17 protein-coding genes are annotated in these 13312 nt (G+C 38.4%); 3 read left to right on the forward strand and 14 right to left on the reverse strand.

From position 1 onward, the window contains the following. Positions 1 to 114: 114 nt before the first annotated feature. From IEX12_RS07290 to IEX12_RS07350, 13 genes are all read right to left on the reverse strand, one after another. A complete protein-coding gene (locus IEX12_RS07290) occupies positions 115 to 621 on the reverse strand; it encodes a GNAT family N-acetyltransferase (RefSeq protein WP_371871281.1) in 507 nt (168 codons plus the stop codon). A 375-nt stretch (positions 622 to 996) separates the two neighbouring features. Further along, positions 997 to 1455 (reverse strand): ASCH domain-containing protein, encoded by a 459-nt coding sequence (locus tag IEX12_RS07295; protein WP_088051471.1) that lies wholly within the window; start codon positions 1453 to 1455, stop codon positions 997 to 999. Positions 1456 to 1601: 146 nt separating this feature from the next. Further along, the gene (locus tag IEX12_RS07300; RefSeq protein WP_088053461.1) at positions 1602 to 1808 is read right to left on the reverse strand and encodes a hypothetical protein; all 207 of its coding nucleotides are present in this window, start codon (positions 1806 to 1808) and stop codon (positions 1602 to 1604) included. 194 nt (positions 1809 to 2002) lie between these two features. After that, positions 2003 to 2296 carry a type II toxin-antitoxin system RelE family toxin gene (locus IEX12_RS07305; RefSeq protein WP_088051472.1) on the reverse strand — a complete coding sequence of 98 codons (294 nt, stop codon included), beginning with the start codon at positions 2294 to 2296 and terminating at the stop codon, positions 2003 to 2005. Continuing rightward, the gene (locus IEX12_RS07310; protein ID WP_088053462.1) at positions 2280 to 2558 is read right to left on the reverse strand and encodes a hypothetical protein; all 279 of its coding nucleotides are present in this window, start codon (positions 2556 to 2558) and stop codon (positions 2280 to 2282) included. The genes IEX12_RS07305 and IEX12_RS07310 overlap by 17 nt, the downstream gene beginning before the upstream one ends. A gap of 221 nt (positions 2559 to 2779) precedes the next feature. Then, the gene (locus IEX12_RS07315; protein WP_088051473.1) at positions 2780 to 3205 is read right to left on the reverse strand and encodes a putative toxin-antitoxin system toxin component, PIN family; all 426 of its coding nucleotides are present in this window, start codon (positions 3203 to 3205) and stop codon (positions 2780 to 2782) included. Then, complete coding sequence (locus tag IEX12_RS07320; RefSeq protein WP_088051474.1) at positions 3189 to 3452, reverse strand: AbrB/MazE/SpoVT family DNA-binding domain-containing protein; 264 nt, start codon at positions 3450 to 3452, stop codon at positions 3189 to 3191. The genes IEX12_RS07315 and IEX12_RS07320 overlap by 17 nt, the downstream gene beginning before the upstream one ends. Positions 3453 to 3628: 176 nt before the next feature. Then, positions 3629 to 3841: a hypothetical protein gene (locus IEX12_RS07325; protein WP_088051475.1), complete on the reverse strand. Its 213-nt coding sequence runs from the start codon at positions 3839 to 3841 to the stop codon at positions 3629 to 3631. Positions 3842 to 3881: 40 nt separating this feature from the next. After that, a complete protein-coding gene (locus tag IEX12_RS07330; protein ID WP_088051476.1) occupies positions 3882 to 4643 on the reverse strand; it encodes an HAAS domain-containing protein in 762 nt (253 codons plus the stop codon). Positions 4644 to 4647: 4 nt separating this feature from the next. Continuing rightward, positions 4648 to 4992, reverse strand: coding sequence for a PadR family transcriptional regulator (locus IEX12_RS07335; RefSeq protein WP_188724864.1), 345 nt, complete (start codon positions 4990 to 4992; stop codon positions 4648 to 4650). A 315-nt stretch (positions 4993 to 5307) separates the two neighbouring features. Continuing rightward, a complete protein-coding gene (locus IEX12_RS07340) occupies positions 5308 to 6501 on the reverse strand; it encodes an MFS transporter (RefSeq protein WP_155554983.1) in 1194 nt (397 codons plus the stop codon). A 204-nt stretch (positions 6502 to 6705) separates the two neighbouring features. Then, positions 6706 to 8385: a dihydroxy-acid dehydratase gene (gene ilvD / locus IEX12_RS07345; RefSeq protein ID WP_268811325.1), complete on the reverse strand. Its 1680-nt coding sequence runs from the start codon at positions 8383 to 8385 to the stop codon at positions 6706 to 6708. Between the two features lie 545 nt (positions 8386 to 8930). Continuing rightward, positions 8931 to 9785, reverse strand: a complete 855-nt coding sequence (locus IEX12_RS07350) for a MurR/RpiR family transcriptional regulator (protein ID WP_088051479.1) — start codon at positions 9783 to 9785, stop codon at positions 8931 to 8933. A gap of 133 nt (positions 9786 to 9918) precedes the next feature. On the opposite strand from IEX12_RS07350, the gene gnd reads away from it, so the two are divergent. The 3 genes from gnd (at position 9919) to IEX12_RS07365 (ending at position 12719) form a co-directional block, all read left to right on the forward strand. Further along, positions 9919 to 10815, forward strand: coding sequence for a phosphogluconate dehydrogenase (NAD(+)-dependent, decarboxylating) (gene gnd / locus IEX12_RS07355; RefSeq protein ID WP_088051480.1), 897 nt, complete (start codon positions 9919 to 9921; stop codon positions 10813 to 10815). 86 nt (positions 10816 to 10901) lie between these two features. Next, complete coding sequence (locus tag IEX12_RS07360) at positions 10902 to 12245, forward strand: GntP family permease (protein WP_088051481.1); 1344 nt, start codon at positions 10902 to 10904, stop codon at positions 12243 to 12245. Positions 12246 to 12332: 87 nt separating this feature from the next. Beyond that, complete coding sequence (locus tag IEX12_RS07365; protein ID WP_088051482.1) at positions 12333 to 12719, forward strand: FGGY family carbohydrate kinase; 387 nt, start codon at positions 12333 to 12335, stop codon at positions 12717 to 12719. A gap of 9 nt (positions 12720 to 12728) precedes the next feature. On the opposite strand, the gene IEX12_RS07370 is transcribed toward IEX12_RS07365, so the two are convergent. Next, entirely contained in the window at positions 12729 to 13241 is a 513-nt protein-coding gene (locus IEX12_RS07370; protein ID WP_088051483.1) for a DoxX family protein, read from the reverse strand. Positions 13242 to 13312: the final 71 nt, after the last annotated feature.

Genomic DNA, 13312 nt, shown 5'->3' on the forward strand with positions numbered 1-13312 from the left:
TATTATCTTTCTATGTTAATTAGACCACTACATCAATGTTTGTACACATTTTATTTATTTTTACCTTTTTGTTATCAAAAAATCTTTCTTTTAGCGCGTTCGTTTGCGAAATAATCATATTTGTCGAGAATATCTCAATGAAATGAAATTCTCTCCTTCTTCATTTCCATACCCTTCTTTTTCATATTGAAATTCAAAGCCTTTAGCTTCATAGAAAGGAATTCCTTTTTGATTTCCTTTCTGAACAGATACCCACTGTTCAGTAGCTCCAAATCCTTTTTGCTGATTTGTAATTGCATCCAATATTTTTGTGCCTATACCTTCATTTCTTCTTTCAGGGTCCAAATATAATACAAATATTTCACCTTTATCTTCTTCAATCATACCGCCACCACCAGCACCAAGTACCTTTTTATTCTCCACAGCCACAAAGTAACCACCCCAATATTTGTTTGAGACAGTCACTTCCTTTGAAATTCGATAGTTGTTATAAAACTCTTTAATGATCCTATTTATATATTCTTGCGGATGTGAAACACCATATGTTGCCCAATATCCATCCGTACACACTTTTACTATTCCGTCTATGTGTCGTTCGTCTGCTTTTATAACCCGTATCACTGACTGCATAATTTTACCTCCAACCCGCGGAGTGTTTATTTTTTTAAACTTGTGGTATTCAGCAATTTAGTCCGTTAATGGAATGCTTATTGTAAATGAAACTAATTTATTGTGACGAAACAACTTATGTTATAACCCAACAGTTGCACCTATTTCAGGTTAAATTTGCCCTGGATGTTTATAAGCTACTTGTCCCGTAAACCTTATTCACCTATCCACAACCTCTTCACATGATCTAAAAGCTTTTCTATGTCTAAGATAATCCACCATGAAGAGTCCAGCCCCCATGACAAAGGATTTCTTAAGTGGATCATTTTTGGCATTGCCCACGGAGCACTATTCCGGAAAGATACCCAACACCTGAGAAAGAGCTTTTCACATATTCTTCACATCCACTAGTTCAAAACGTTCACAAACCAAGAGCATATCTTCCGTAAATTCACGTCCAATTGCATTTAATTCACTTCTAAAAAATGTTTCATGTGCTTTCCACCAGTATTGGTAAGTTCTATCTCCTTCACCTTCTGCAATAGCGAACTCTTCCGTAACTTCATTCATAGGAGTTAGCGTAACCTCTACCGTCTTAATAATTGCTACAGGTTTGTTGTAGCTGTTTAAAATAATACCGTAATCCTCTGTTGTTGGCAGCGATTCATTCTCCAGTTTGTAAAAAATATATCCTGAACATGTTGCAGTTTTAATGCCATCTATCACCAACTGTGCAAGATAATCAGGATCCTCTCCGAATTGCCATGCACTAACAGACTGGGGATGATCATGATGATCATGATCCTTCCAAAATTCATTCCAGTACACCTGAGCCGCTTGATTCATAGTCTTTCATACACATCCTTTATTTTAGTAACATATATCAGATTTAGTTTAAGCAATCTAAAATCTTATTAAAGTGAATGTACTAATAATACATTTATAGGCTCCGTCCCTTATTCCCTTTTTGTGCTCATTTGGGAAGATACATGCTAATAATTTCTATTTTCAATGTCCATTTGAACTTTTTGAACCCAAGCGTGCAGCATTAGACCTATTGCACTCCAAATATTAAAAACTGCGGCAATGATTAACAAAACCCAATGTAATAGCTCTGGTAACGGTGTAGTCAGGCTTATTATTAAGGCACTATTCCCAATTAATAACATTGATAACAGTAAAGGAAAGTTCTTTACCATTATTTTACTCCCTTGTCGTTTTCCGCAATATATTTCCATAATCTGGACCAAAAAACCAAGAAAGTACACAATCTTATTCCATTCTTGCACTCGTTTACAGATTTTAACAACATAAAAAGGGCGCATTAAGAATCTGTCCTCGGATTTTTATCCCGCTTACCCATTCTAATGGAGGTTCAATTTCTACTATCTTATTATTTTCTTTTCCAATAAACATTTTCTCTCTTATGTTTAATGCCATCAATCCTAACAACAGATTCTTCTTCATTAACCTCAAATACTAGAATTACTTGATATAAACCAAGTCTTACCCAATAACCCTTTAAAGTCCCATTAGGTATTTGTTTTGCAGTCAAAGTGGGCACATATGATAATCGTTTATAAGCATCCGAATATATCCGTTCCTTAACTTCTGGAGGATAAGCAAGTATATTACTCAATTCATCGAGGGCGGTTTGTGACCAATAGACATTATAAGTTTTGTTCACTTTCAAACTCCTTGATTTTGTTTTTGAGATACTTCAGTCCCTTTTCTTGATCATAGATGCGTCCATTAGCACGATCTTCCCGACTTTTCTGTACTTGACGAATAAGTTCTTTGTCCTTAGAAAAAAGTTCTAAATCCATTTGATCAATGGCTTCTCTTTCCCGTTTCATATTCAGATAACCGATAAAATCATATACCTCAGCCGTATCTTCTTCGTGAATAAAGTCAATTAGCCGTTTTAGTTCTTCACGATTAACACTCATTTTAAACACCGCCTTGTTATTTGCTAAAACCATTATACCACCTGAATTAATTATTTCTAGAACCCGTCCTTACGTCAAACCCGTTTATGGAAAATCTTTGTTATAACTAAGCATTTGAAATTAATAAATACTGCTGTTTTCTATGTATTGCTCTTCTTATTTTCAGGCATAGGGATCCTTATTAAAATAATTTGCCTTTCTGGAGAAAATAAATTCTTTGTTTATGTAAAATCACGAAGAAAGTCAGATGGTGAATAGAGGGTGAAATATTCCTTAATTTCATCAGTATGGAAGTCTTTATCTCCAGTTATCAAAATATCAGGTTCAGCAATTACAAGTGAAACAAGAATAGGAATATCCTTTTCATCACGAATATCAGGAATTGAATATGGCCTATGATCAGAAGGAGTATAAGTTAATTCAAATTCAAGTGTTGTTAAAAATTGATCCCATATATTCACCTTATTTGGAAACTTTTTATTAATCACCCTCGATACTTCAGTAATGGAATAACTACAAATAACTAATTGATGATACTCAATTATATATTCAAGTAACTGGCTTGATATAGATTTTTCGGAAAGGACAGCGGAAATGAGAATATTTGAATAAACAAATACTCTCATGGTTTCATTTTTTACGCTCATTCCACATGTCCTCCCTGACCTTTTCCAATTCAGCTTGTAAATCTTCTTCTGTAATGCCTTGATTCTCAGCTTCTTGACCAATTTCTTTTTGTAATTCACGCAAAGCCAAAATACTGGCCTTTGTAATAACGATCCTACCATTATCCTCAATAAAAGCTACACGATCTCCTACATCCAGCTTTAATTTTTGTCTAATCGTTTTTGGTACTGTTACCTGCCCTTTAGAACTAATTCTTGATACTTCCACAATTATCACCTCTTTATATTCCTTACATTCTTTACTTCTTTACATTCATTATATCACAAATAGACGTTTCAAAACATATTTGTCACATTCTTAAGGCTTTCCTAAGGATATTCCCTATCATAGGAGAATCCATATAATGTCCACCGATTTTGTAATTTAGTTTTTTCCTCTCAGAATTATGATACTAATACAGTTACTACAAAAACCAATACCCATCCAAAAATATATTGCCGTTTGATTTGTTCCATACTTGGCGCAGCAAAATGTATATAAAACAATTGAAAGATAAAACCGATTAATATAAAAATGAATGCAATCTGGCTTGATTTCCCAATTTTTGCTTGCCCTCTTTCATCTTTTCCTTCCATCACTACAAAACTAAAGATCATTGGTTGGTCTTTCTAAACAAAAAAACCAAGCCTTCTTTCATTATCCTGATGTTTTATTCATCTTGCCTACAATGAACAGATAAATACCGATACCGCCAAAGCTGACAACTGTACTTAAAACTAGAGCCAGCTCCTTGTCCATCGAGGTCTGACTAAACAGATAATCCGGCAGTAGTAATAATAAAAGAAAAATCGGCAGCACCCATGTTTTTGCCCACCAAGACACGGCGATCAAAAAAATAGCGGTAACAACAGCTGTCAAAATCGTACCTGTTGTGTCGAAGTGAATTATCGGAGTTTCAACGGACCGATCTAAATGAATCAATCCGACAAACAAGGCTATTGGAACGAACCCTAACACAGACAGCACAGCAATCTCTTTCCACCTTGAAAGCTGATTTCCAGCGATATACTTAAACGCAGTATAGAGACCAACTATAAGAAGGCCAGCTATAATAACATGACCTATCAATTCAAGTAATGAATAGGAAAGTGTACCCTCCAACAAATCTTTAGCTAGTGTAAAGGAAAATGCTCCAAAAATGATAATTACCGCATACATTATCCACGATTTGTAATCAACGGGCATTTCATCTGATAGCTGTTCCATATATTCCTTTGGCGAATGTCCGACTATTTTTTCAGTCGATTTTCCGTTTTTCTCCGCTTCCATCAAGTGGACTTCCAATTCCTCCACAATTTCTGCAATTTCATCTGAATCCTTTCCACTGGAAAATAAATATACCCGTAAGTCTTCCAAGAATTTTCTGCTCTTAGAGGACAGTTGTGGTTTTTTATTCACCCCATCACTCCCTTTCCTGATTGGTTACTGTTTCATGTTTCAGTACTCGATTAACGTTCGTCTGTAAATAATTCCACCGTTCAAGGAACTTTTCCAGCTCCTGTTCTCCTTTTTTTGTAAGTGAATAATATTTTCGCTTTGGACCGGCTGTTGATTTTTTCCGAGTGGATGTCACAAATTCTTCTTTCTGCATCCGCAACAAGAGAGGATAGATTGTTCCTTCACTAAGTGAGTCAAAACCGTACAGTTCAAGCTGTTCTGCCAGCTCATAGCCATATACCTCTCTATCCTTAATAATTGCCAACAGACAACCATCCAAAATTCCTTTCATCATTTGCGTTGTTGACAAAGATTTTCTCACCTCACATATACCTTGCATTACAAGTTATATATGTATTATATATCTGCATAACTTGTAATGCAAGGTATTTTTTATAATAATTTACAGACCCGTGTTAAGCCCCTTTTATCACCCACTTTTGCAGGGATTTTGAATAAATTGGAGGTCACCGGTGCATTAGGGCTGTCCGTTCTGGAATTATTTTCGTCTTTATCATCGACCTCCATTTTCTGCATGCCGTTATCCTGCAGTCAATTATACTTAATTTAGTATAATAAAAAACCCGGTAACCGTAATTAAACCTGTCCCCGGGCTATTGCAAGATCATTTGATCGCTCGTTTCCGCGATTTAATTAATAAGAACATATACAGTAACATCGACAGCATAACCGATCCTGCTGCGGTTGCGTAAATTGTTCCATATCCAAACATAAATGCTAACTGTCCAAATACCATTGCACCAAGCCCGACTCCCAGGTCAAAAAAGGAGAAGAACGTTGCATTGGCCATCCCTTTACGGTTATCAGGTGCTTTGTCCACAGACCATGCTTGAAGTGCCGGCTGAACACTGCCAAAGCCAAGTCCATATATTGCACCAGCAATGAGCATAACCGTTAGATTTGGTAGCCAGCATAACAAAATCATGGCAATAAAAATGAGAACAGTACCTGGCAGAAATACAAATTGATGACCTTTTGTATCATAAATCTTGCCAGCAAATGTTCGAGAAATCATCAGGAAAAGTGCATACATCAGGAAGTACAATTCAATTCCCTCGATACCCTTTTGTGCTGCATATAACGGAAGAAATGAGGCAATCCCGCCAAATGTTACCGTAATGAAGAATAACAGTACCGATGGCTGTAAGGCTGTTTTTTCAAAAATGTCAAACTTGACCGTTGTCGATTTATGCGGTGATTGTTCCGCTTTTTTGTAGCGGATCCTTGTTGATAATAAAAACGCTACTAACCCTAACGAGGAACAGATTAGGAACAATTCTTTAAACGACATGACACCGACAAGCGTCAAACCAAGCGAGGGACCAAAAGCAAGGGCCAGATTTCCGGATAACCCGAAATAGCCCATTCCCTCCCCGCGGCGCTTCGGTGGAATAATGTCAGTGGCAATTGTACCTGTAGCTGTTGTTGAAAATCCCCAGCCAATTCCCTGTACCATTCGCATGATAAATAAAAATACAATACTGCCAATAAAAGCAAAGGAACCAACAGATAGTACAAAAATAGCCAGACCCAGCATATATACAAATTGTCTGCCTTTTGATTCCAATGTATGCCCGGCGTACGGTCGAAGCAGCAGTGCCGAAAATGTAAAAATACCGGTAATAATACCAATTAATTGGTCACTGCCCCCTAATTCCTTTACAAATAACGGGATCGTCGGCAGTGTCATTTGAAATCCTAAAAATATAAAAAAATTAGCCAGACAAACAAGGACAAAGTCGCGCGTCCAAATTTTATCTGGAATAGTAGCTGTTTGCGTATTTGCTTGTGTACTCATGTAAGCCGTCCTTTCTTCGATACTCGAAGTATATTATACATGAGCAGATGGACAAATGGAATGGTTAATGCTTAAAATAATGCTTTTTCAAGAGGAGTTCGAATTAAGGCTAGCGGCATCAAGTAAATGCCGCTACACTACACTAATGAAAAACAGAATAAGCACACTAGCCGCTAAACGGGCGCTTGCGCCTTTGTTCTTTCATTATATTTTCATAACCCCACCTGTATTTGCGGAAGTTACAAGTTTGGAATAACGGCCAAGCCATCCTTTTTTCACTTTTGGCTCGAATCCTTTCCAATTTACTTTACGTTTTTCAAACTCTTCATCAGAAATTTCTAGATTAATAGTACGATTATTTAAATCAAGTTCGATAATATCGCCATCTTCTACAAATGCAATTGGTCCACCTTCTGCCGCTTCTGGTGAGATATGACCAATGGAAATACCTCTTGATGCACCAGAGAAACGTCCATCGGTAATTAAACCAACTTTCGCACCTAAACCACGACCAACGATCTGTGAAGTTGGAGCAAGCATCTCTGGCATTCCAGGCCCACCTTTAGGACCTTCATAGCGGATGACAACAACATGTCCTTCTTTTACTTTACCAGATTCAATTCCCTCTAGCGCTTCCTCTTGGGAATCAAAGCAGATTGCTGGACCACGGTGATATCCACCAACTTCCGGATCTACTGCACCTACTTTAATGATAGCACCATCTGGAGCAAGATTTCCAAACAATACGGAAAGTCCTCCACGTTCAGAGTGTGGATTATCTAAGGCATGGATAACATCTGTATCCAAAATTTCTGCCCCCGCAACCGTTTCACGAATTGTTTTGCCAGAAACACTTAGACAATCCCCATTAAATGCATATGGTTTTTTAAGTAGTTCATTCACAATGGCACTGATTCCACCTGCCCGATGAACATCTTCTATATGGTAATCGGATGCTGGAGCAACCTTAGCTAGATGTGGAACACGATTAGCTACCTCATTGATTCGTTCAATTGGATAGTCCACTTCTGCTTCCTGAGCTAAAGCTAGTGTATGTAATACCGTATTCGTTGAACCACCCATTGCCATATCTAACGCGAAAGCATTATCGATTGCCTCTTTTGTAATGATATCACGTGGTTTAATATCCTTTTTAATTAATTCCACCAGTTGTTTTGCAGATTTTTTAACAAATTCTTTACGTTCTTCAGCAACAGCCAGGATCGTACCATTTCCAGGAAGTGCAAGCCCAATTCCTTCTGCCAAACAGTTCATAGAATTCGCAGTAAACATTCCAGAACAAGACCCACATGTTGGGCAAGCATTTTGCTCTAATTCTAGCAATCTAGCTTCATCAATTTTACCAGCTTGATAGGCTCCAACACCTTCAAATACAGATGATAGAGAAAGTGGGTTACCTGCACTGTCAGTACCCGCCTTCATTGGCCCGCCACTAACAAAAATGGACGGTATATTTACTCGTAAAGCTCCCATTAACATTCCTGGTGTAATTTTGTCACAGTTAGGTATACAAACCATACCATCAAACCAATGTGCATTTGCCACGGTTTCGACCGAATCGGCAATAATTTCACGGCTCGGTAAAGAGTATCTCATTCCGATATGTCCCATTGCGATCCCATCATCAACACCAATCGTGTTCATTTCAAATGGAATACCACCGGCTTCGCGAATTGCTTCCTTCACAATTTTACCGAATTCTTGTAAATGTACATGTCCAGGTACAATATCTATATACGAATTTACCACTAAAATAAACGGCTTATCCAAATCTCTCGTTTTTACCCCTGCGGCATGTAGCAGGCTGCGATGTGGTGCACGCTCGACTCCTTTTTTGATCATATCACTACGTAATTGTACCAATTTGAATCCTTCTTTCTAAAACCTTTATTTCTATTCATAAAGGTTTTTAAACTTTTTCTTATTTTAACACTTTTATTAGCACCAGTGTAGACCAAGTGCAAAATTTTCGGTAGATTTGCGAATTTTGTCGAAAAGCAGTTAATAGGGCGGGGCAATGAGGACAGGTACCTTGGCTCATTTAAAAAGACAAGATTAGGCCAGTGCGTCTGTCTCTTTGTCCCCTTAATTATATAAGGCTAAAATTCAGGTAATTTCTCACTAACCTCTACCAGTGTTTTAATTATGAATTCCAATTAGGTTACTTTACATTTTTTTAACACGGAGGGACGGGTAGCGGGGATTCTGAGCTATTAAAATGAGGCTTTTTCAATCGCTTTTTCGAAACAACGTCCAACTTTTTAAATGACTTTTGAAATTGTTTCGATGTATCAATCAGGTACATTATTCATCCTCATTTAGCCACTTCAATGGGATTCTTGGGGGTTCCCTGGTGATTGCTATTGCAAAACCCTTTTTAGGTTTTGTTTGCAGCATTTAACTTCCACCTACAACCGCTTCAACGAAATCGCCTTCCGCATATTTTGCAATGCTTCCTTCCCCTTTTCCTTTGTTGCAATCATTACATTCGTATAAAGCGCATCAATAATACTGAGCTGGGCAATTCGTGACGATAACGCTTCCGAACGGAAATCTGTTTCCTCAGCGACCGTGTATAGTGAAATATCCGCTTCTTTCGTTAACGGTGATTTCGCGAAGTTGGTAATACTGACTGTTTTAACTCCCTTTTCTTTTAAAACCTGCAAAACATCAAGCATATCCTTTGTGGAGCCCGAGTGGGAAACTAGTACAGCAACATCTCTATCCGTTAATTGCGACGCCGACATAAGCTGCATGTGGGAATCAAGGTTTGCATTTACCTGAAGACCACTGCGGATAAATTTATGATAGGCATCAAGTGCTACTAGTGCCGACCCCCCATTTCCAAAAAACTCCACCTTCTCCGCTGCCAAGATCAGGCCAACAGCCTGTTCGATAGCATGACCATCCAATATGTACAATGTATCTTCCAGTGTTTTGATATTGGAACGAAAAACCTTTTCAGAAACCGTTGCAATACTATCTCCGTTGTTAATTTTTTCATGAATATCCTTCATTGGTGTTACAATTTCCGCTGCCAGAGCAATCTTTAGTGCCTGATATCCCTTAAAACCGATTCGCTGACAAAAGCGAAATACCGTTGATTCCGCTACATCTAATTCATCTGAAACCTGATTGATCGTATGATGAATAATATTTTGGGGATTATCTAAGATGTAGTCAGCGATTTTCTTTTCCTTATCTGTAAATTTGGCATAGTTGCTTCTAATACTTGCTAAACCGTGCTGATGTGCGTTATCCATTAACCGTTCCCCTTACTTTTATAATCTAGGTCTATTATAAGGGAAATAAACATTTTTTAAAGTATTGCTTACGGAAAAATATTTGATATAATTGATCTAATACGAAAAAATATTCTTCCAAGAGGAGGACATCATGAAATTAGGAATGGTTGGCCTTGGCAAGATGGGCCTTAACTTAGCATTAAATTTAGCCGACCATGGCCATGAAATTGTTGGCTATGATACCAATTCAACTGCAGCAGATAATATCGAACAAAAGAACTTTCAATTTCAAGGATCACTAGAAAAGCTTGTGAAAGTGCTTCCGTCACCTAAAAAGATTTGGCTGATGGTTCCTGCTGGTGATATCACAGAGTCAGTAATTAATCAACTTACGCCACTGCTAAATGCTGGTGACATATTGATTGATGGTGGAAACTCAAACTATAAAGACACGCTCCGTCGCGGAAAACTGCTTCAGGAAAAAGGAATTTTTTTCTTTGATTGTGGTACGAGTGGTGGTACAGATGGTGCAAGGCAAGGGGCATGTACGATGATTGGTGGTGATGCTGAAAAGTTTCCTGAAATCGAGCAGCTCTTTAAGGACGTATCTATTGAGAATGGTTACCTTTATACGGGGAAATCTGGAAGCGGCCACTTTTTGAAAATGGTTCATAACGGTATCGAGTATGGGATGATGCAATCGATTGCCGAGGGATTTGAAGTTTTGAACAAAAGCGATTTCGATTATGATTATCAAAAGATCGCAAATGTCTGGAATCATGGATCCGTTATTCGTTCGTGGCTGATGGAATTAATGGAACATGCTTTTTCCAAAGATGCAAAACTTGCTGATTTACGTGGTGTGATGAATTCATCCGGGGAAGGAAAATGGACGGTCGAATCCGCACTTGATTTCCAAGTTGCAGCTCCAGTTATTGCATTATCCTTAATGATGCGTTATCGGTCTCAAGAGGATGATACATTTTCCGGTAAAGTCGTTGCAGCGCTCCGGAATGAATTCGGCGGTCATGAGGTAGTGAAGAAGTAGCAACTAGCCGGATAACTATTTATACATACATCCGGCTTCCTATAAAAAGCTAAATGAAAGCGTTTAAGACAGAGGGGGAAAATGAAATGTCAGGTCCAACATTAATTATTGTGGCACTTGCAAGTATATTCTTGTTATTATTCTTGGTTATCCGTACAAAGTTGCACGCATTTGTTGCTTTACTGCTTGTAAGCTTATTAGTCGGCATTGCTGCTGGAATGCCACTAAGCGGCGTTATTGAGTCAATTGAAAGCGGGATGGGCGGAACACTTGGATTCGTGGCCGTTGTTGTCGGTCTTGGTGCAATGTTTGGTAAAATGCTTGAAATTTCCGGGGGAGCCGAACGATTAGCGCAAACGTTAATCAACAAATTTGGGGAAGATAAATCACAATGGGCTTTAGGTATTACTGGATTTATTGTTGCCATTCCTGTGTTTTTCGATGTCGGTTTTATTATTTTAGTACCAATTATTTATGGTTTGGCTAAAAAAACGGGGAAATCCTTACTTTATTATGGGATTCCTTTATTGGCAGGGCTAGCCGTAACCCATAGCTTTATTCCGCCAACGCCGGGGCCGATAGCTGTAGCCAAATTAATTCATGCAGATTTGGGTTGGGTTATTTTATTCGGAGCTATTGCAGGGATTCCCTCAATGATCATTGCCGGGCCAATTTTCGGTAAATATATTGCAAAAAAGATTCATGCTGATATCCCTGACTATCAAAAAATTGAAGAACAGGAATTTGATCAGGAATTACCGAGCTTCGCAATGATTGCATCTTTAATTTTTATTCCACTAGTTTTAATCTTGGCAAATACATTATCAGGCGTTATCCTTGACGAAGGAAATACAATCAGAAGCATTTTTACCTTTTTGGGACATCCGTTTGTCGCTCTAACCATTGCAACACTATTAACATTCTACTTCCTGGGAGTAAAACGCGGTTATTCAAGAGAATCCGTTCAGGATATCGCAACAAAAGCATTGGAGCCAGCTGGTATTATCATTTTAGTAACCGGTGCTGGTGGTGTATTTAAACAAGTATTAATTGATTCAGGTGTTGGTGATGTGATTGGCGATATGATGGTAGGTTCTGCATTACCGCCAATCCTGCTAGCATTCCTGATTACCGCATTTGTACGGATTGCTCAAGGTTCCGCAACCGTGGCGATGGTAACCGGAGCCGGCTTAATGTCGCCATTATTCGATACACTTGGCTTATCAGGGCCTGTCCTTGGCTTAATGGTAATTGCAATTGCAGCAGGGGCAACGATTGCTTCCCATGTGAATGATTCCGGATTCTGGCTTGTTAACCGGTACTTTGGACTAGATGTAAAAGACACATTAAAGTCATGGACGATAATGGAAACGTTAATTGCTTTAGTAGGCTTTGCGGTAGTATTTATATTAAGTTTATTTATTGGCTAATATAAGGAGAAGAAGGAGCCGCTTTATTGTTCCTTTTTTTTCTGTTACAAATTAGGAGGCACATCAATGAAACAATAATCTCTCTATTTGGGAGTAGACATTGGTACGACGAGTACGAAAACTGTTTTATACACGAAACAAGGGGAGGTTGTATCAACTAACACGATAAATTACCCATTACACACACCAAACCCATTAGTTGCCGAGCAAAATTCGGATGAGATAGTTAATGCCGTTGCGGGAACGATAAGGGAAACAATTAAAAGTATTTCAAAAGATGAATTGGCATTTGTTTCCTTTAGCGCTGTCATGCATTGTCTAATCGCGGTTGACCGGACCGGAGAACTATTTACAAACAGAAAGTTAAGAGGAACCACGTTAGCATTTTACTTGTTTATTTATTCGGTGAGCTTAATTGTTCAAGTGATATTTGCAAAAAAAAGCCGGGTCAGGACTATATCCCGAACCAGCTAATTTAAAGCTTCAAACAGGTAAAACATGTTTTTTGCCTTTATCCTTTTTTACTCTGTTGTGGTTTTTCAGGAAAGGAATGACCCATCGATCCAGCCCGTATCTTCCTGCATTATGCCCGGCAACGAGGATGAAGATGGTCAGGAGAATCATTAATCCATTGGTGCTCACTGTACCACTGAAGAGAAACGCGAAATTCATTGTAATGCCCATCAATGCTGCAAAGTTCGTAAATATTCCAAGGATTAACGCAATCCCTACTAAGAGTTCTCCCCACATAACCAAAAAACTAAAGAATCCGGCATTTGGCAGTGCAACACCTTCCAGAAATGCTGCCCACCATCCTTGCACAGCTGGGTGTTCCCCACCAGCACTGGCAATTGCGCCTTGGAGAAAGCCGCTTGCATCAAACCCGCCAGTAATTTTTTCCAACCCTCCGATTATCCAATGATACCCCAGATATACCCGAAGAAATACCAACACTCCTGCAACAACTTTATTATGACGAATGAAGTCCATAAACATGATACCATCTCCTTTATACTTGTTCAATGATTCAAATGAATAATTAAACTATATCTTTACTACGTCTATAT

It is taken from the genome of Lentibacillus populi (assembly GCA_014642895.1).
Lineage (GTDB): Bacteria > Bacillota > Bacilli > Bacillales > Amphibacillaceae > Lentibacillus_C > Lentibacillus_C populi.